The sequence below is a fragment of the Sneathiella limimaris genome, from assembly GCF_012932565.1.
Taxonomy (GTDB): Bacteria; Pseudomonadota; Alphaproteobacteria; order Sneathiellales; family Sneathiellaceae; genus Sneathiella; species Sneathiella limimaris.
This window is the reverse complement of sequence record NZ_JABBYJ010000002.1, coordinates 381,862-398,274: the sequence shown is the minus strand read 5'-3', so window position 1 is coordinate 398,274 and position 16,413 is coordinate 381,862. Positions and strand designations below refer to the sequence as shown.

The window sequence follows — 16,413 nt, the reverse complement described above, 5'->3', positions numbered from 1 at the left end:
CCGCTATTGGTCAGGCGTTAATCGAATGAGGGATCCGTTATTCGCATCGGTGAGTAGAATGACGGATCCATCGTCGGCCACATCCACATCTCTCACCCGGGCCTTGCCTTGGCGGTAGCGGGCTTCCCCTGTAACTCGGTCCCTCTCAAGTGTTAGACGAATGAGGGATCGACTAGCTAGACCGCCGACAAGAATGCTGCCTTTCCAGTCTTTGAATAACTCACCGTTGTAAAACGTCATGCCGCTCGGCGCTATCACTGGATCCCAATAATAAATTGGTTGTTCCATCCCTTCCTTTGCTGTGATGCCAGCCCCGATAGGGGTGCCACTATAATCCTCGCCATAAGTGATAATTGGCCAGCCATAGTTCTTACCTGCCTCGGGCCGATTGAGTTCATCACCGCCACGAGGGCCATGTTCAATTGTCCATAGCTGTCCATCAGGAGAGAGGGCTGCAGCCTGAATATTCCGGTGCCCCCATGACCAGACTTCTGGCAATGCATTTGGAATGATTGGGTTATCATCGGCCGCACCACCCAAAGGGTTAAGGCGAATGACTTTCCCGATATGGGTCATTGGATCCTGAGCCATTTTGCGCGCATTGACATAAGATCGTTCACCCGTTGTCACAAAGAGTGCACCTTTAGTATCCAAAACTAAACGAGACCCGAAATGGTATGTAGATCGCCACCCCGGCTGTTGGCTGAAAATCACTTTGACATTTTGAACCTTTGTTAAATCGTTAGACAGTTGACCAGTCGCGACGGCAGTCCCATTGACGCCATTTCCACGCGGTTCCGCATAACTCCACCAAATTCTGCGATCATCTGAGAAATTTGGGCTGATCAGAATATCAAGCAGACCACCCTGGCCTCTCGCATCAACATCCGGTAGGCCGGTAATTGGTTTTGAAACGTCTCCGTTTCTGCTGACATGACGGAGCCTTCCCGGTCTTTCGGTGACGAGCCAGCCCCCATCAGGCAGCTGATCAACTCCCCAGGGATTTACAAATCCAGATGCGATGGTGGTTTCAGTGATGGCAATAGCATCATCAATAATCGGGGCTCGTGTCTGTCCTTCAAATGCAGGGGTTTGATGGGGCGCATTCGGTGCGCGATCATTAAAGTCAGACGAAACGGCAAGTGCAGGGGAGAAGGTAATAGTGAACACTCCCAGAAAACTGAGAGCTGTTCGTTGAAGGCGGTTCTTTGAGTTCTTGTTCACGGCTGTCTCCCCCTTTTTTAGTCGCATAATATTATGTAGGGGTAGGTGTACAGAATTGAACCGCTGGGACGGAGGTTCGCGTTAAAAAAAAGCCCCCTGTTTCCAGAGGGCTCTATATTTTGTTCTTTAACCGTTTTAATTAGGCTGCGGCAAGACCCATTCCAACAAGTGCAAATCCTGCACCCGCATAGCGGATCATGAAAGGTGCTGCGTAACCAAATGCGACGCCAGCAGCGTGCAATAGAGTGCTCGCGACCATCATGCCTGCTCCATAGACTGCGAAGGTGGAAGCCAGTGGCATTTCAACACCATGGGCAGCGCCGTGGAATAGGGCAAAGATTGCGACCAAAGCACCTGAAGCAATGAGAGGAAGTTTCTTTCCAAAAGCGAGGATCGCACCGAGCAAGATAACAGAAGCTAGAATGCCTTGCTCCATAAACGGTACTTGCATTGCAGATAGTCCAAGGAAACCACCCAATGCCATTACCGCAACGAAGGTGGCTGGCAATACCATTTTCAATTTGCCTTCATACTGAGTGGCCAGCAGACCAACGCCGATCATTGCCAGAATATGATCAAGGCCGAAGAAAGGGTGCAGAAAACCAGTTGAAAAATCATTTGCAACAGCATGGCCGGTATGTGCCAGTGCTGGTGATGCTGTGGCAAGTAATAGAAGGCTGGATGTCAGAAAAACGCGTTTCATTTGTTGCTCCCGCTTGACGGCTTTGAAATGTGGTATGATGTTTTATAAAAATTATCATACGCATCTTTTTCGCAAGCGCAACATCGGAGGTGATTTTGGAACGTGTAACAATTACGGTTGAAGATGAATTGTTGGCGGAATTCGATGCCTATCTTGAACGAAATGGATATGCAAACCGATCGGAAGGTATTCGTGACGCTGTTCGTCATATGTTGTCCCATGAACAGGAAACCATTGGCGCTGATCAAAATTGCATCGGCTGCATATCATATACTGTAAAATATTCTGAAAAGAGTGGTCCTTCGAAACCCTCTGACCGGATCCGGTTTAGTCCAGATTTGATTGTCTCAACACTTCAGATGCCGATAGATTCTCATAGTTATGTTGAGGCGACGTTGTTGAGAGGGGCTGGCGATGTGGTTCATAAAAGAGGACATGAAATAATGTCTATGTCGGGCACCAGCTACGGTCGGATGAATATAATACCGGTTAAGTGACATTAACCGGCTATAGGAAGCGGAAGAGGTTTTGCTCCTCTCCCGCAGATTTTGAGTGATTAATTTACACGCTCTTCGAAAGCTCGGCTTTTGACAGCCTTCTGTAGCTTTTCGAACGCACGGACTTCGATCTGACGAACCCGCTCACGGCTAATTCCATATTCCTGACTGAGATCCTCAAGAGTGAGCGGGTCATCCCGAAGGCGACGTTCTGTCAGGATATGCTTTTCACGTTCGTTAAGGCAGTCCATTGCTGAAGCCAGCATAGCTTTGCGCCTCTGCAGTTCTTCATTTTCCGCATAGACGGTTTCCTGATCAGGACTTTCGTCCTCTAACCAGTCCATCCATTCCCCTTCGGTGTCGGCCCGCATAGGAGAATTGAGGCTATGATCCGGCGCGGTCAGACGGCGGTTCATGTTGATGACTTCTTCTTCGGAGACACCAAGCTTAGTGGAGATTTCGGCCACTTGATCAGGGCGCATGTCCCCTTCGTCAATGGCTTCGATCTGGCCTTTGATTTTCCGAAGATTGAAGAACAGTTTCTTCTGGGCTGCAGTTGTTCCCATTTTCACGAGGGACCAAGTGCGAAGAATGTATTCCTGGATTGCAGCCCGGATCCACCACATAGCGTAAGTAGACAGACGAAAGCCTTTTTCAGGTTCAAACCGTTTTACCGCTTGCATCATGCCAACATTGCCTTCTGCGATAAGCTCGCCAACGGGAAGACCGTAACCTCGGTATCCCATGGCAATTTTCGCAACAAGCCGCAAATGGCTGGTTACCATCTTGTGGGCAGCATCAGCGTCAGCGCGCTCTTTCCAAGCTTTCGCCAGCATATACTCTTCATCCGCCTCCAACATTGGAAATTTGCGGATTTCCTGGAGGTATCGTGACAGTCCGCCTTCCGGCGAAACGGTAGGTAGTGGTATATTACTCATCGATTTAACCCTCTCCTTTTCCAGCAAGCTCATTTAGGATCCTGCTTTTTAAAAGCCAGGTTGCCATAAGCTCCTGATTTCTACAGTATCGACGATAATCTTGGCGATTTTGTGAAAACGCAGTTCATCCTCGAAATGCAGCAAGCAATTTCATTATATCACGTGGGAATTCAGCTTCAAATTTCAAGTTCTCATGTGTGATGGGATGCACAAATCCGAGGGTTTGGGCATGCAAGGCTTGTCTTGGAAATTTGCGGATTACATTGTGCCGAGCATCTGGAAGATGTTGAGTGCGGCTTGGTTTGGATCGACTGTAGACAGGATCTCCGACAAGGGGGTGTCCGACATGCGCCATATGAACTCGAATTTGGTGGGTTCTGCCGGTTTCCAGGTTACAGGTTACCAAGGATGCAATGTCATCGAAATTTTCTTCTACCTTGTAATGGGTGACAGCTGGTTTCCCGCCATTAGTTACGATTGCCATACGTTTCCTGTTATGGGGATCGCGACCAATATTTCCTTCAATAGTGCCCGAACTGGGGTAAAGGCGACCCCAAACAATGGCTTTATAGGTTCGTTCAATATCATGGGCTTCAAACAGACTCGCAAGTCCCTGATGAGCGGCATCTGTTTTCGCGACCACCATTAAACCGCTCGTCTCCTTGTCAATCCGATGAACAATCCCCGGCCGTTTGACCCCACCAATGCCTGAGAGACTATCGCCGCAATGAAACAGAAGGGCGTTGACGAGGGTTCCGCTCCAGTTTCCGGCAGCTGGATGCACAACCATTCGGGCAGGCTTGTTGACAACGATCAGGTGTTCATCCTCAAAGACGATGTCAAGAGGGATATCCTGCGGTTTTGGGTCCGGATCGACCGCTGGTGGGACCGTGATTTGCCAGATTTCTCCAGGCTTGACCCGTCGGGATGGATCAATAATTACCTCGTCATTTAGGCTGGCTTGCCCTTCTTTCACCAAAGGCTTTATGCGGTTACGGGATAAACCGCCAAGTTTCTCAGCCAGAAACCGGTCTAAACGCTCCCCAGCGTCATTTTCTGAAACTTCAACTTGATGTGTACCTTCAGGTGATGGCATATGAAACAAACCGATACGTTAAGCGGAAACAGGCGTTATGACAGAAGAAGATATTCCAAACACCACTTTTTTGAAATGGGTTGTTGCTATCCTTGGCATCCTTATTATTGCGGTTGCTTCTGCCATCGGCGTCATTCTCTATAAAAGGGCGACGAAAGCAACCTCTGAAATGATGTCAGAAACACCTGCTCCTCAGGCGCCCATCTCTCAGGCAGGTGAACCATTTGGTGTTATGGCTTTAACTTTACCCGAGGGCGCAAAGGTGATCCGGACGGAAGTGGCTAGCGGACGAATTGTCGTAAGTTATGGGACTGGCCCTCTGGATATCTCGGGAATTTATATCCTGGACGTCGCGAGTGGAGCCGTACTCGGTCAATATACATTCAACTGAAATATGGATGTTAATCTAACAAAGAAACACTTTGACTGCCTTAGAACACATAGCATTGAATGCTATCCTGAAGAGGCTTGCGCTCTTATTATCGGGGCTAGGGTGGATGATGCAATAAAAGTCACAGATGTTGTTATTGCTGAAAATGTCGCCGCAAATAAAGAGCGTTTTTTCGAAGTTGATCCTGCAACACGGATCAGACTTGAGAAGCAGTACAGAGGCCAGTCATGTGGTGTGATAGGGGTTTTTCATAGCCATCCGAACGGTGAAGCAAGACCCTCTGCAACTGACGAAAAAATGGTGATTGAAAGAGAGCTTTTTTGGCTTGTCGCCTCAATTACACAGAGCGGAGATTTTCAGCTTAAGGGATATATACCTGGTTCAACAGAGGGGTTTGAACCTGTAAATCTGGTCATTGAAGGGAACGTCGAAAATGAGTAGCGAGCGCGTCATTAACCTTGCAAGTGATAATGCAGCACCTGTTGCGCCCGAACTGATGGAAGCATTAGTCAAGGAGAATGCGGGCCCAGCCATGGGATATGGGAATGATGACACCACCCATCGAATGGAAGAAAAGTTCAAATCCCTTTTTGACTGTGATCTAAAGGCTTACCCAGTTGCAACAGGCACAGCAGCAAATGTGCTGGCTCTGAGTGTTCTGACGCCACCTTATGGTTCTGTTTATTGCCACGAACTGTCTCACATTCAGAATGACGAGTGTGGTGCACCTGAGTTTTATACTTCTGGGGCAAAGCTCTGCTTATTACCGGGCGAAAATGGTAAATTGTCTTCTGAACTTCTGCATCATCGCCTTGAAAATGCCGGCGTAGGAGTTGTTCATCATGTTCAGCCTTCGGCTCTTAGTCTAACGCAGGTCACTGAATGCGGCACGATATATACGCCCTCTGAAGTGTCTGCTTTGACAGAGGTGGCGAAGTCTTTCAAGCTCGGCACCCATATGGATGGAGCGAGGTTTGCAAATGCGGTAGAAGCATTGGGTGTTGCCCCTGCAGATGTTACCTGGAAGGCGGGAATTGATGTTCTCTCTTTCGGGGGAACTAAAAACGGGGCCATGGCGGTTGAAGCCGTTGTCTTTTTTGATATGGATAAAGCGCAGGAGTTTGAATTTCGACGCAAGCGGGGGGCCCATTTGTTTTCGAAATCCAGATATCTGTCCGCCCAGTTGGACAGGTATATAGAAGATGATCTGTGGTTGAGGCTTGCTCAAACGGCAAATGGAATGGCTAAAAGGCTTGCTTTTGGTCTTTCAGATCTACCCGGTTGTACACTTCTGTATCCTGTAGAGGCAAATATGATATTTGCCATATTGCCTGAGGAAACTATCCATGCCCTGAAGTCAGAAGGTGTTCTTTTCTACGTGATGGGACCAGAGGCAGATGGAAAAGTGAGACTGGTGACCTCTTGGGATACAACGGAAGATGACATTGACCGGTTTCTTGAAATTGTCAAAAATTCAGCCTAGAAGCACCTTTTAGAGTGAACGGAAACGGTCGAGATGGAGAATAAGTTGCCCGAAAGCTTCACCAAATTTTGGACGATTGTTCAGGAAAGCTGGTCCCAGAACATTTTGGGGTTGGGAATAGATTCCATAGCTTACGCCATGGGTGTGCTGCTGGTTGCGCTTGCTTTACGAGGGGTGTTTACCCGGTTTGTGTTGAACCGGTTGGTTGGAGTAGCGACTCGGACCCATAACACACTGGATGACCAGTTAATTGACGCATTGGAAGGGCCTATCCGGTTTATTCCAGTTGTTATTGGTGCATACGCAGCTCTCGAAATTAGCGGTATTTCTGAGCTGCCGCGATTTGTTGATATTTCCGATAACTTGGTTAGGTCTCTGGTCGTCCTCAATTTGTTTTGGGTGCTTTATTGTCTTGTTGACCCAATGTCCTTCCTGCTCGGCAAGCTTGAAGAAATCTTTTCTTCAGAGATGGTTTCTTTCATCGTTAAAGTGTTTAAAGGGGTGGTCATTTGTCTTGGTGTTGCCACTGTCTTGGAACTCTGGGGAATTGAGGTTGGCCCGATCATCGCAGGTTTTGGTCTCGTCGGTGTCGCAGTGGCTCTTGGTGCGCAGGATTTGTTCAAAAACCTGATTAGCGGTTTTCTTATTTTGGCCGAAAAGCGGTTTAAAGCCGGTGATTGGGTATTGGTTAGCGGTGTCGTTGAAGGAACTGTTGAGAAGATTGGCTTTCGGTCAACCATGATCCGCAGGTTTGACAAGGCACCTACGATTGTTCCAAATGCCGTTTTTGCGGATCGGGCGGTTACCAATTTTACAGAGATGACCCATCGGCGGATTTATTGGAAGATTGGGGTGGAGTATTCAACATCCGTCGCCCAACTTCAGGAAATAACCGATAAAATTCGTGCCTATCTTATGGATAATGAAGATTTTGCGCAGCCGCCAGAGGCAACTTTGTTTGTTGTTACCGATAGTTTCAATGATAGCAGTATTGACATCATGATCTATTGTTTTACCAAGACTACAAACTGGGGGGATTGGCTGAACATCAAGCAAGATTTTGCGTTTGCAATTAAGTCTATTGTGGAAAACGCGGGCACTGATTTTGCCTTCCCATCTATGACTGTTTACGCCGGCACGGGGGCAGATGAACCAGAACCGTTCGTGCCGCCAAAAGCAAAACATGATGCTGGTGTTGCCATGGGTGACAAGATCGGCAGCGAAGGTGAAAGCACTTAATATTTAGCTGGCGATCTCAATTTCATAAATAAAAGTATCTCCATCTTGCTGATGAGATAGGAGTTGGTTGCCTGAAACATGGCAGTAGTGATCAAAGTCGATATAAGAAGCTGGGTCGGTGGCCAGAACCGTTAACCGATCTCCAGGTTCTAAAGTTTTTACAAACTTCTTGGTTTTCAGGACAGGTAAAGGGCAGCTAAGCCCGGTTGTATCAAGTGTGTGGTTTGCCATGTGACTTCGTGGATGTGAAATTTGGCCTCACTATAGTCCAAGAAACCAGTTCGGCAATCCCAGAATTCAGTGTTGCAGACTGTTAATGAACTTCTGCATTAAGCTAGTCATGCTTTTTTCACTTCCGACAATTGCAGCATCTTGATTGAGAAGATGGAACCAGGCCTTGTCGTCTTTAATCAAAAAATACTGATCCAGAAGTCCTTTAAAGAAAAGAACAATTCCAAGATGTGGAGCGGGCTGTGGAGATAAGATACGGCGATTGATTGTATCAGGTAAATGATCCAGAACTGCATAGCCTGTCCAGATATTCCGACTGTGCAGGTTCGCAAATACCGTTTTTAACTCGTGTGTTTCATCTTCATCCATGGGCAGAATCAATAGGCTGGACTGCGGCTTTAGCAGTCGGGGATATTTGTTGGTTGAGCTTTGAAAATCAACAATCAGACCCATTTCCTATTCTCTTCCAGTTGGTTATGAGAATTGCCCTGTCTAAAACTAATTCTTCCATTAGAAATTTAGAATTTTCAGTATGGCATTGACGTCTTAACAGGGGGTTTATGTGACCTGATAATTTTAGGTGGATTGAGTCCAATTCAAGCTAAGTCGAGAGCGGAGAAAGACTTTTTCTTTTAACTATAATTGTAAAATTAACCATTTCTACACTGAATAATGACAAGATTCCTGCCATTCACGTGATGTTTTAGCTTATTTGTTATTAAGGCTATTTGAGCTCATATATGAACAGTGCAACAATAAATTTAGAAAATGCAAAAAAGAAACAATCTGATGTTGTTCAGCATCATGAGATTGGTGAGCTGTCGCATTTCTTGTCCCGCTTTGGCAAAAGTAAGGAAGAAGCGGTAAAAACACTGCTGACCAGTAGTTTGCAAATTCTAGGTTTGGATGAGATCAGAGAAAAATTCCAGGATCGATGGGATACCCTCGAAAAACGCCTGGATTTTGCTGTCGAAGCCTTTTTTACCAAGAAGCTTTCCAAAAAGGACTTATTCCTGCGGCTTGGCACCGGTAATTATGCTCTTATTTTTGCCAATACAACACCTGAAGCGGGAAGTCGCCGAGCTTCCAAATTGGCTGATGAACTGTTGACTCTTTTATTTGGTGAACTTCCCGAGATTGAAGAGATTTCCATAAAAACGATGCAGCTTGATATGGATCTCACAGATTTTATTGGTGAGCTCAACAATTTTGAGGAATTGATTGAATATCTTCAGGGCTATAACGATGAAGATCGGGAAGTTATTGAGCAAGAGTTTAAAGAAGTCGAAGACGAGATTTCTATTTGCTATCGTCCCATGGTCAACCATGTCAAGAAACTGATGTCTGTGATGGAGGCCTTGCCGTGTCGGCTTATTAATCGAAAATGGGTACCATTGTCTGATACGGATCCGCTTGTTGAAGAATCTCCTGAAATGCGGGCAGAACTGGATTTTAAAGTTCTTAGAGATACAGACGAAGCTTTCAAACGATTTGCTGTCATGCCAAAGAAGCCACTTGTGATGGTATCAGTGGATTATGAAACGCTTGCCCATGCTTACCGGCGGATGAAATATGCTGATATCCTCAAGAAACTACCAAGCTTTACCCAGCGATACTTGATTATTAATATCGAGAATGTCCCAGCTGGTATGCTGAACAGTCGTCTTCGTCAAATTTTGACGACTTTGAACCCACTGGTTTTAGGCTTCACCCTGCAAGTTGGCGAACATTGGAATGACTTTCATGTTATTTCTGACCTTCCAGTTTACGGCTTGTCAGTCGTAGGTCATTCAGAAAAGGATCTACTCTGGATTGAAGACCTGGTGAGCCGTGCAAAAGGAAAAGGGGTCAGAAGTTGCTGGCGGGATGTTGGAAGTGATGTTCTGGCTAGGCGCGCCTTTACGGTTGGTATCGATTATGTCAGTGGACCTGTGATCGGCGCCTTACAAATTGATCCTATCTCCCCGTTCTCCCTTCGAAGGGCATATTAAGCCTTCCTGGGTTTTGTGAAAATTGTGGCCAGTTCCACATGGTTGGACCAATTGAATTGATCCACAGGTGTGATAGTGCCCATGGAATACCCACCGTCCATCAGCGTTTTTGCATCTCTGGCAAAGCTGGACGGATTACAGGAAATAAAAATGATCTTTGGAACGCTGCTCAAGGCAAGCTCTGCGACTTGCGCAGCCGCACCAGCGCGGGGTGGATCAATGATGACAATATCAAAGACTTTCAGCTCTTCGGGCAAAAGAGGTTGGCGAAATAGATCTCTTTCCACAGGATCGATGGCAAGCATCTGCCTGTTGGCTCCGATTTTTAGAGCCAGTACCAGGTTAGGATCACTTTCATAAGCCGATATGGATTTTACTCTGTCTGCAATTGGCAAAGAAAAGGTTCCACAGCCAGCAAAAAGATCTGCAACCATTGCGCCGTCATCAAGGTGATCTTTGACGTGCTGAATTAAAAATTGCTGTCCACTCTCCGTCGCTTGTAGAAATCCACCTGGCGCTAAAGGGACGCGTTTATCTCCGATCTGGATCTCAGTCGTTCGGGCTTCTGAAATCGTTTCCAGAATGTCGGCGCTGGTATCATAAAATGCGATCCGTGACAGATTGAATTCGCTCGCGAATGCGGCAAGCTTTTCCCTGATTGCAAGGGTCATTTCGAACTCACCGTTAATCAAAAGATCCACGCCTGTTGCTGTATCGGTAAGGCTGAGGCGGGCTTTGCTGTTGCGGTCCATCAATTCACTCATCAGCGCGCGGAGCGGTTTCACCAAATCCAAAAGGGCAGGGGTGATCAAAGGGCAATCGCCAACATCAAATACCTGATGGGAACGCTTAACGTGGTAACCGATCATAGCCCCCTTCTTCCGTTTGGAGGCAACCAGATCAACCCGGCGTCTGGAGTGAGGGGGACTGGTCTTTGTAGGTGCTATGGGTGCGTCTGTTATACCGTGCTTTTCTAGTGCTTCTTGGATAACTTCCGCCTTCCAGATGGCTAATTGCTCTTCATCCAAATGTTGAAGATTACATCCGCCGCAGGTGCCAAAGTGACGACAAACCGGTTTCACCCGATTTACTGCAGGCTGTTTGATCTCCAAAAGTTCGGCCTCGAACCCTTTTCCCTTTTTTGACGTCAGGCTTACTTCGACCACTTCGCCAGGTAAAGCGAGAGGGACATAAACGGTTTTTCCCTGGTAGCTAGCGATGCCATCGCCCGCAGCGCCTAACTTTTCAATTGTGAGTTCAGCCTTCATAGCGGGCTCCGAGTAAAAATTCGTGATTACCATCTGATCCTGTTATCGGGCTATCGATCGTTCCAAGCAGTTTCCAACCTGGCATTGTTTCGATCCAGTTTTCCATATCCAAACGGACCGCATCCCGGACAGCATCATCCTTGACAATACCCCCTTTGGCGATGTTGGCTGCGCCAACTTCAAACTGAGGTTTAATCAAGGCCACCAGATAAGCCCCTTTTCTGCAAAACGATAATGCAGCTGGCAGCGCTTTTTTCAAGGAAATGAAACTGACATCAGATACCACCAGGTCAATTGGTTCAGGAATTTCAGCCGAAGTGAGGTTGCGCGCATTGACCCCTTCTAAATTGATAAGGCGAGGCTCCCCTTTCAATCGCTCGTGAAGCTGATCATGGCCCACGTCAACCGCGTATATCTTCGCAATGCCCTGTTCCAGTAGAACTTCACAAAAGCCACCAGTGGAGGCCCCGATATCGGCTGCAACTAGGCCTTTCGGGGTAATGTTAAATGCTTCCAGCCCTGCAAGCAGTTTTAACGCGCCGCGGCTTACCCAGTCTTTGTAGTTGCTATCAATTCTAATTTCGCTGTTGTCTTGGACCTTTTGGCTAGACTTCACAGCGATTTCACCATTGACGAAGACTTGTTGACCTTGAATAAGATGCTGCGCCCGAGCGCGGCTTGCAACCAAGCCGCGGGCAACGAGTTCCTGATCCAGTCTGTTGGAGGGCATGATCTTTTAAAGGGCGGACAGGCTTGATTTGCTGCTCGATTTACCCTCGATGGCCTTCAAGGCGGCATCCACAATATTGCCTGCATTCAGCCCGGCTATATCATACATCTTATCGATACCAGCTTGGTCAATATACTGATCTGCCATGCAAAGTGGGCGAACTTTTAAGCCATCATCCAGTAATCCGTTCATAGACAGGAATTGCAGGACATGACTGCCAAAGCCGCCAACGGAGCCTTCTTCAATGGTGATGAGGACCTCATGATTGGTAGCCAGGTCCCGAATGAGGTCTTCATCTAACGGCTTGCAGAAACGTGCATCGGCTATAGTTGTTGAGAGGCCCTTGCTGTCTAGTGTTTCTGCGGCTTTGCGCGCTTCTTCTAGGCGAGTTCCGAAAGACAGGATCGCAATGCGGCTGCCTTCCTTGATGAGACGACCTTTTCCAATCTCGAGGATCTCAGGTTGCTCTGGGAGTTCGACACCGACACCTTCACCCCTTGGATAGCGGAAGGAAATAGGACCTTCATTATAAGCGGCGGCCGTCGCAACCATGTGAGTGAGTTCAGCCTCATCTGATGCTGCCATGACCACCATATTTGGAAGTGTCGCTAAATATGTAGTGTCAAAGGATCCGGCATGCGTTGCACCATCCGCACCTACAAGGCCTGCCCGATCAATTGCGAACCGGACTGGAAGGTTCTGAATAGCCACATCGTGAACGACCTGATCATAGGCGCGTTGCAGGAAAGTGGAATAAATAGCAACAAATGGCTTTAGGCCTTCGGTTGCCATCCCAGCGGCAAATGTGACAGCATGTTGTTCCGCAATTCCGACATCAAAGCAACGACTTGGAAAGCTTTTTGCAAACTGGTCAAGTCCCGTTCCGTCCGGCATAGCAGCCGTTATCGCAACAATTTTCTCATCTTTTTCTGCCTGTTTGATCAAGCTGTTTGAAAAGACTTTGGTATAGCTTGGCGCATTTGGAATGGCTTTTGATTGTGCGCCTGTGACCACATCAAACTTAGCAACCCCATGATACTTATCAGCCGCTGCCTCCGCAGGAGCATAACCCTTGCCTTTCTGAGTTACGCAATGGATAAGGATTGGACCGTTTTGGGAATCGCGCGCGTTCTTCAGAACTGGAATGAGATGCTCAAGGTTATGACCATCGATAGGTCCTACATAGTAAAAACCCATTTCCTCAAAGAGGGTGCCGCCTGTGACCATACCACGTGCAAACTCTTCTGCCCGGCGGGCCGTCCTCTCGAGCGGGTCCGGCAGTTTGGAGGCGATTTGCTTCATCAATTCACGAAGGCTGCGGTAAGAACGCCCTGACAAAAGTCGTGACAAATAAGCACTCATTGCCCCAACTGGTGGGGCTATGGACATGTCATTGTCATTTAAGATCACAATCTGTCGGCTATCCATAGCGCCTGCATTATTCATAGCTTCGTAAGCCATCCCCGCGCTCATGGAGCCGTCGCCAATCACTGAAACGACGTTATTGCTTTTATTCAGCAAGTCGCGAGCAACAGCCATGCCCAGCCCAGCTGAAATGGAGGTAGACGAATGCGCTGCGCCAAACGGATCGTACTCACTTTCGCTCCGTTTGGTGAAACCCGAAAGGCCCCCATCCTGACGCAGAGTGCGGATACGATCCCGGCGGCCTGTCAGGATTTTATGGGGATAGCATTGATGACCCACATCCCAGATTAGCCGATCTTCTGGCGTGTTAAAGACATGGTGAATAGCGACAGTAAGTTCGACAACACCAAGACCAGCTCCAAGATGGCCACCTGTAACGGAGACAGCACTAATTGTCTCTTTCCGCAGCTCATCGGCTAACTGAATGAGTTGTTCGATGGTGAAATCACGCATGTCCTTCGGTTCATTGACTTTGTCCAGAAGGGGCGTCTGTGTCATTCTGTCGTCCATAGGGCCTTCTTTACTTTCGTCTTTCTACTGTAAACCGAGCAGCATCACGCAGGAGCTCTGCGTTATCTCGGAACATTGTCAGATGTCCCGCCGCCTGCGTTGCCAACATATTTGCATGAACTTTGGCTTTCTCAAGGCCGAGCAAAGATACAAATGTGGCTTTACCTGCATCTACATCTTTTCGGGTTGCCTTGCCAAGCTCATCCATCTCACCTTCAACATCCAATATGTCGTCTGTGATCTGAAAAGCCAGTCCCAGATCATGTGCATAAGCTTTTAGGGCGGAAACCTGGTTTGGTGCGGCATGTCCAAGAATAGCCCCTGCCTCACAGGCAAATGCGATCAGCGCGCCCGTTTTCAACTGTTGCAGCCGAGTAATTACGGGCATGGAGATCTCATCTGGATCGGTGTAGATATCCATTGTTTGGCCGCCAACCATTCCCTGGCCACCAGCGGCCTGTGCCAGTCGGAGTGTCAGTGCCGCCCGGACACTTCCAGAGGGATGAGTTTTAGGGTCTGCAAGAATTTCAAAAGCTAAAGCTTGCAAAGCATCACCGGCGAGCACTGCGATCGTTTCATCGAACTGTTTGTGAACCGTTGGTTTGCCACGCCGCAGATCATCATCATCCATGCACGGAAGATCATCGTGGATCAAAGAATAGGTATGCATCAGTTCGAGTGCTGCGGCTGCTCTGACAGAGTAGTCTCTGGACACATTGAAAAGATCAGCAGATTGGATAACCAAAAAAGCCCGAAGCTTCTTACCGCCGGAGAGAACCGCGTAACGCATAGCATCGTGCAGAGGCTTCTCTGGACCATTGCTGTTGGGTAGCAAGCTATCCAATTCTTTGTCGATCAAGTTGGCCGTCTGGCGGAGCGCAGTTGCGAAATTGTCTTCCATGTCCATATCCGAATGATCAGAAATTCTCTGATGGGTTAATCGATCTGGGTCGGCTCTGCAGTGAGGGTCCCATTTTGGGCGACGATTTTTTCGACCCGGTCCTGAGCAGATTTCAGTTTGTTCTCACAATGCTGTTTCAATTGTGAACCCCGCGTATAGATTTCAATGGATTGATCCAGATTGACCTGACCAGAATCCAGTTTTTCAACAATCTGTTCCAGTTCCTTCAGCGCATCCTCAAAACTGAGGCTCTGAATATCGGCAGGTATAGTTGCAGCTTGCTCAGACATGGTTTCTCCTTTGGGGTCTTATACTCTGCCTTTACGCATCAAGCAACGCTTTGACATGTGCGCAGGCACTTTCAGACAAACCCGTCAGATCATAGCCGCCTTCAAGAAGGGAAACCACCCTTCCTTCGCAGCATTTTTCCGAGATCTTCAGAAGTTCTTGAGTTATCCAAGTGTAATCTTCAGCCTCTAAATTGATATTGGCAAGTGGGTCCAAATGATGGGCATCAAATCCAGCCGAAATGATTAGCAATTCAGGATTGAAGCTTTCTAGGGCGGGGAGAACTGTGTCTTTGTAGGCATCGCGAAAGGCTTTACTGCCAGACCCTTCAACCAGCGGCACATTCACAATATTTCCTACACCGGTTTCATTTGCATAACCGGTTCCTGGATAAAAGGGTGGGGACTGATGGGTGGAGCCATAAAAGAGGTCAGGGTCTTTCTCAAAGATATGTTGAGTTCCGTTTCCATGATGGACGTCAAAATCAATAACGGCGATGCGTGTTAAGCCGTATTTTTTGCGTGCGTAATAGGCTGCGACTGCTGCATTGTTAAAAAGACAGAAGCCCATAGCCTTATCTGCCTCAGCATGATGCCCGGGAGGACGGATCGCGCAAAAGGCATTGGTGTCTTTTTCTGTCATCACAACATCGACCGCATCGCGCGCCGCGCCAATACCGCGCATTGCGGCATCGAAACTTCCGGGAGACATAAAGGTATCTGGGTCCAGTTGAACAATCCCTGAGGTTGGACGACTGTTCTTGATATGCTCTACATGGGATTTGGTATGGGCGGGAAATAACAGATCCTCTTCCCCGTAGCTTGCATCATGCCGGATTAGGGCGTTGAAATCCTCTTCTTCTAGAAATTGCAGGACCATTCGCAAACGATCAGGTCTCTCTGCATGGCCATAGCCGGTATCATGGAACAAGCAGTCCCGGTGAGTGAAGAGGTGTGTTGTCATTTCAGAACCTTCTTGCTGTCAGTGCTCTTTACATCTCCCTATTTGTCAGATTTTCAGTTTGAATTCAAACTGAGTCCGTTCAAATAGGATCAGGAAATAGGGTTTTGAAATTCTGAGATAGGTTTCTGCGACAGAAAAAGAGGGACTTAATGAACCTGTTCTTCACTGAGTCCCAACAGCACGCATAACATGACAAAAGATTGAGCGCTGATGTAATTGAACTGAACAGCCAGAGTGTTTGCTTCGGTGTGCCGGATCACACGGCCTGTAAATTGACCTTTTTCGGTTGCCTGATAAATATCAATTTCACCCCGAACTTCAGAGCCAACTTCAAGTTTTTCCTCTGCATAAGTTATGCTGAAACCATCCGGTGACCAGTCATGAGCAAGATAGGGTTTCCCATCCATAAGGATAACAACGTTTTTTGTTTTGTTTCTGTAGTATTTTCTACGATTATCCATTCTTCAGGACCGCTTTTTTTTCTTCAGTCAACGAAAATACAAAATACGGTGGCAAGGTGACTTGCAATTGACTA

The 16,413-nt window shown here is 47.6% G+C and carries 19 protein-coding genes; 6 read left to right on the top strand and 13 right to left on the bottom strand.

Annotation, left to right across the window (positions count from 1 at the left end; all coding sequences use genetic code 11):
• Window positions 1–3: 3 nt before the first annotated feature.
• Both HH301_RS15500 and HH301_RS15495 read right to left on the bottom strand, forming a co-directional pair.
• Complete coding sequence (locus HH301_RS15500; RefSeq protein WP_206378370.1) at window positions 4–1,224, bottom strand: PQQ-dependent sugar dehydrogenase; 1,221 nt, start codon at window positions 1,222–1,224, stop codon at window positions 4–6.
• 139 nt (window positions 1,225–1,363) lie between these two features.
• Window positions 1,364–1,927 (bottom strand): HupE/UreJ family protein, encoded by a 564-nt coding sequence (locus HH301_RS15495; RefSeq protein ID WP_169569927.1) that lies wholly within the window; start codon window positions 1,925–1,927, stop codon window positions 1,364–1,366.
• A 95-nt stretch (window positions 1,928–2,022) separates the two neighbouring features.
• On the opposite strand from HH301_RS15495, the gene nikR reads away from it, so the two are divergent.
• Window positions 2,023–2,424 carry a nickel-responsive transcriptional regulator NikR gene (gene nikR / locus HH301_RS15490; protein ID WP_169569926.1) on the top strand — a complete coding sequence of 134 codons (402 nt, stop codon included), beginning with the start codon at window positions 2,023–2,025 and terminating at the stop codon, window positions 2,422–2,424.
• Between the two features lie 59 nt (window positions 2,425–2,483).
• On the opposite strand, the gene rpoH is transcribed toward nikR, so the two are convergent.
• Complete coding sequence (rpoH, locus tag HH301_RS15485; RefSeq protein ID WP_169569925.1) at window positions 2,484–3,362, bottom strand: RNA polymerase sigma factor RpoH; 879 nt, start codon at window positions 3,360–3,362, stop codon at window positions 2,484–2,486.
• Between the two features lie 124 nt (window positions 3,363–3,486).
• The gene (locus HH301_RS15480) at window positions 3,487–4,458 is read right to left on the bottom strand and encodes an RluA family pseudouridine synthase (RefSeq protein ID WP_169569924.1); all 972 of its coding nucleotides are present in this window, start codon (window positions 4,456–4,458) and stop codon (window positions 3,487–3,489) included.
• Between the two features lie 37 nt (window positions 4,459–4,495).
• On the opposite strand from HH301_RS15480, the gene HH301_RS15475 reads away from it, so the two are divergent.
• The 4 genes from HH301_RS15475 to HH301_RS15460 are packed head-to-tail and all read left to right on the top strand — an operon-like array spanning window position 4,496 to window position 7,571.
• The gene (locus tag HH301_RS15475; RefSeq protein ID WP_169569923.1) at window positions 4,496–4,849 is read left to right on the top strand and encodes a hypothetical protein; all 354 of its coding nucleotides are present in this window, start codon (window positions 4,496–4,498) and stop codon (window positions 4,847–4,849) included.
• A 3-nt stretch (window positions 4,850–4,852) separates the two neighbouring features.
• The gene (locus HH301_RS15470) at window positions 4,853–5,290 is read left to right on the top strand and encodes a M67 family metallopeptidase (RefSeq protein WP_169569922.1); all 438 of its coding nucleotides are present in this window, start codon (window positions 4,853–4,855) and stop codon (window positions 5,288–5,290) included.
• Window positions 5,283–6,332: a threonine aldolase family protein gene (locus tag HH301_RS15465; protein WP_206378369.1), complete on the top strand. Its 1,050-nt coding sequence runs from the start codon at window positions 5,283–5,285 to the stop codon at window positions 6,330–6,332. Before HH301_RS15470 ends, HH301_RS15465 begins: the two co-directional genes overlap by 8 nt.
• Before the next feature lie 33 nt (window positions 6,333–6,365).
• Complete coding sequence (locus HH301_RS15460; RefSeq protein ID WP_169569921.1) at window positions 6,366–7,571, top strand: mechanosensitive ion channel family protein; 1,206 nt, start codon at window positions 6,366–6,368, stop codon at window positions 7,569–7,571.
• A 3-nt stretch (window positions 7,572–7,574) separates the two neighbouring features.
• Here HH301_RS15460 and HH301_RS15455 read toward each other — a convergent pair whose 3' ends face one another.
• Both HH301_RS15455 and HH301_RS15450 read right to left on the bottom strand, forming a co-directional pair.
• Entirely contained in the window at window positions 7,575–7,802 is a 228-nt protein-coding gene (locus HH301_RS15455; RefSeq protein WP_169569920.1) for a sulfurtransferase TusA family protein, read from the bottom strand.
• Between the two features lie 66 nt (window positions 7,803–7,868).
• The gene (locus HH301_RS15450) at window positions 7,869–8,255 is read right to left on the bottom strand and encodes a hypothetical protein (protein ID WP_169569919.1); all 387 of its coding nucleotides are present in this window, start codon (window positions 8,253–8,255) and stop codon (window positions 7,869–7,871) included.
• A 287-nt stretch (window positions 8,256–8,542) separates the two neighbouring features.
• Between HH301_RS15450 and HH301_RS15445 the strand changes: the two genes are divergently transcribed.
• Window positions 8,543–9,793: a hypothetical protein gene (locus tag HH301_RS15445; RefSeq protein ID WP_169569918.1), complete on the top strand. Its 1,251-nt coding sequence runs from the start codon at window positions 8,543–8,545 to the stop codon at window positions 9,791–9,793.
• On the opposite strand, the gene rlmD is transcribed toward HH301_RS15445, so the two are convergent.
• The 7 genes from rlmD to HH301_RS15410 all read right to left on the bottom strand — a co-directional run bounded on the left by rlmD (window position 9,790) and on the right by HH301_RS15410 (window position 16,339).
• Window positions 9,790–11,061, bottom strand: a complete 1,272-nt coding sequence (rlmD, locus tag HH301_RS15440) for a 23S rRNA (uracil(1939)-C(5))-methyltransferase RlmD (RefSeq protein WP_169569917.1) — start codon at window positions 11,059–11,061, stop codon at window positions 9,790–9,792. The genes HH301_RS15445 and rlmD overlap by 4 nt on opposite strands.
• A complete protein-coding gene (locus HH301_RS15435) occupies window positions 11,051–11,791 on the bottom strand; it encodes a TlyA family RNA methyltransferase (RefSeq protein WP_169569916.1) in 741 nt (246 codons plus the stop codon). The genes rlmD and HH301_RS15435 overlap by 11 nt, the downstream gene beginning before the upstream one ends.
• A 6-nt stretch (window positions 11,792–11,797) precedes the next feature.
• Window positions 11,798–13,714, bottom strand: coding sequence for a 1-deoxy-D-xylulose-5-phosphate synthase (gene dxs / locus HH301_RS15430; protein WP_169569915.1), 1,917 nt, complete (start codon window positions 13,712–13,714; stop codon window positions 11,798–11,800).
• A 22-nt stretch (window positions 13,715–13,736) separates the two neighbouring features.
• A complete protein-coding gene (locus tag HH301_RS15425; RefSeq protein ID WP_206378367.1) occupies window positions 13,737–14,627 on the bottom strand; it encodes a polyprenyl synthetase family protein in 891 nt (296 codons plus the stop codon).
• Between the two features lie 35 nt (window positions 14,628–14,662).
• A complete protein-coding gene (locus tag HH301_RS15420; protein WP_169569913.1) occupies window positions 14,663–14,917 on the bottom strand; it encodes an exodeoxyribonuclease VII small subunit in 255 nt (84 codons plus the stop codon).
• Window positions 14,918–14,948: 31 nt separating this feature from the next.
• The gene (locus tag HH301_RS15415) at window positions 14,949–15,878 is read right to left on the bottom strand and encodes a histone deacetylase family protein (RefSeq protein ID WP_169569912.1); all 930 of its coding nucleotides are present in this window, start codon (window positions 15,876–15,878) and stop codon (window positions 14,949–14,951) included.
• Between the two features lie 146 nt (window positions 15,879–16,024).
• Window positions 16,025–16,339: a PilZ domain-containing protein gene (locus HH301_RS15410; protein ID WP_169569911.1), complete on the bottom strand. Its 315-nt coding sequence runs from the start codon at window positions 16,337–16,339 to the stop codon at window positions 16,025–16,027.
• Between the last annotated feature and the right edge of the window lie 74 nt (window positions 16,340–16,413).

Bases quoted from the DNA above. Each gene is read 5' to 3' on its own strand.
- HH301_RS15475 (WP_169569923.1), top strand. From the start codon at position 4,496: ATGACAGAAGAAGATATTCCAAACACCACTTTTTTGAAATGGGTTGTT.
- HH301_RS15480 (WP_169569924.1), bottom strand. From the start codon at position 4,458: ATGCCATCACCTGAAGGTACACATCAAGTTGAAGTTTCAGAAAATGAC.
- rlmD (WP_169569917.1), bottom strand. From the start codon at position 11,061: ATGAAGGCTGAACTCACAATTGAAAAGTTAGGCGCTGCGGGCGATGGC.
- HH301_RS15425 (WP_206378367.1), bottom strand. From the start codon at position 14,627: ATGGAAGACAATTTCGCAACTGCGCTCCGCCAGACGGCCAACTTGATC.
- HH301_RS15495 (WP_169569927.1), bottom strand. From the start codon at position 1,927: ATGAAACGCGTTTTTCTGACATCCAGCCTTCTATTACTTGCCACAGCA.
- HH301_RS15420 (WP_169569913.1), bottom strand. From the start codon at position 14,917: ATGTCTGAGCAAGCTGCAACTATACCTGCCGATATTCAGAGCCTCAGT.
- HH301_RS15470 (WP_169569922.1), top strand. From the start codon at position 4,853: ATGGATGTTAATCTAACAAAGAAACACTTTGACTGCCTTAGAACACAT.
- dxs (WP_169569915.1), bottom strand. From the start codon at position 13,714: ATGACACAGACGCCCCTTCTGGACAAAGTCAATGAACCGAAGGACATG.
- HH301_RS15460 (WP_169569921.1), top strand. From the start codon at position 6,366: ATGGAGAATAAGTTGCCCGAAAGCTTCACCAAATTTTGGACGATTGTT.
- HH301_RS15455 (WP_169569920.1), bottom strand. From the start codon at position 7,802: ATGGCAAACCACACACTTGATACAACCGGGCTTAGCTGCCCTTTACCT.
- HH301_RS15445 (WP_169569918.1), top strand. From the start codon at position 8,543: ATGAACAGTGCAACAATAAATTTAGAAAATGCAAAAAAGAAACAATCT.
- HH301_RS15465 (WP_206378369.1), top strand. From the start codon at position 5,283: ATGAGTAGCGAGCGCGTCATTAACCTTGCAAGTGATAATGCAGCACCT.
- HH301_RS15450 (WP_169569919.1), bottom strand. From the start codon at position 8,255: ATGGGTCTGATTGTTGATTTTCAAAGCTCAACCAACAAATATCCCCGA.
- rpoH (WP_169569925.1), bottom strand. From the start codon at position 3,362: ATGAGTAATATACCACTACCTACCGTTTCGCCGGAAGGCGGACTGTCA.
- HH301_RS15415 (WP_169569912.1), bottom strand. From the start codon at position 15,878: ATGACAACACACCTCTTCACTCACCGGGACTGCTTGTTCCATGATACC.
- HH301_RS15435 (WP_169569916.1), bottom strand. From the start codon at position 11,791: ATGCCCTCCAACAGACTGGATCAGGAACTCGTTGCCCGCGGCTTGGTT.
- HH301_RS15410 (WP_169569911.1), bottom strand. From the start codon at position 16,339: ATGGATAATCGTAGAAAATACTACAGAAACAAAACAAAAAACGTTGTT.